We start from the raw sequence: 745 nt of genomic DNA on the forward strand, positions 1-745 counted from the left end.
ATCCCCTACCGGACGCATGGTTGACGGTCCCATGGAGGGCGGCCGCCTCCACTAGACCTCTTTATCCGACTGGGGTAGCTACCCTCGAGCCCATGACCGACCAGCAGAACGATGCACGGTTGCGCGCGAGGCGGATCGACGGTGCGACGGCGATTGTTCTCACCGTTGTCGCCGCGCTTCTCGTTCAGGCCGGCGCGAGCTTGCTGACCCTCGCCTCACCAGCCATGACGGACTGCCGGCCGCGCGAGATCCCGCTGAGCGCAGCAGCCTGGTACCTGGGCGCCCTGCTCGTTATCGGAGGATCCGTCTATGCGGCGGCGAAGACCGCGCGTGCGCTCACGTCGACCGCGCTCCCCTACGCCCTCCTCCTCACAGCGATCCTCGGAATCGTGACGTTCTCGGGACTAGCGATCCTCATCGCCGGGCTGATGGGCTTCGCGGAGATGGATGACCCTGGACCGCCTCCGACAGGCGGACCCGTCCTGCTCCTCATCGCCGCACTCAGCACACCTGCCTGGGCGCTCGGCGCATCCAGCATCCTCATGCTGTCCAAGAGACGCAGAGTGCCGTCTCGTCCGGCGGCGTCGCTCATCGCGTTCGCTGCCATCACTGCGACGAGCGTTGGTCTCCAGCTCGTCAGGTTCACCCTGACCTGCTGACGGTGATCACAGAGGTCCTCTACGAAAGGGGCAACGACGGTACCGCCACACGGCACCGATCATCGGCACCGCGGGACTCGAGAAGT

1 protein-coding gene is annotated in these 745 nt (G+C 66.0%); it reads left to right on the plus strand.

The features are described 5' to 3' along the window. Positions 1-92 precede the first annotated feature (92 nt). Complete coding sequence (locus tag C5C30_RS17280; protein ID WP_104267956.1) at positions 93-659, plus strand: hypothetical protein; 567 nt, start codon at positions 93-95, stop codon at positions 657-659. The last annotated feature ends 86 nt before the right edge of the window (positions 660-745 follow it).

It is taken from the genome of Rathayibacter sp. AY2B5 (genome assembly GCF_002931645.1).
Classification (GTDB): Bacteria; Actinomycetota; Actinomycetes; order Actinomycetales; family Microbacteriaceae; genus Rathayibacter.

What these genes read in the sequence shown, in the direction of transcription:
- C5C30_RS17280 (WP_104267956.1), top strand. Translation starts at nt 93, where the DNA reads ATGACCGACCAGCAGAACGATGCACGGTTGCGCGCGAGGCGGATCGAC.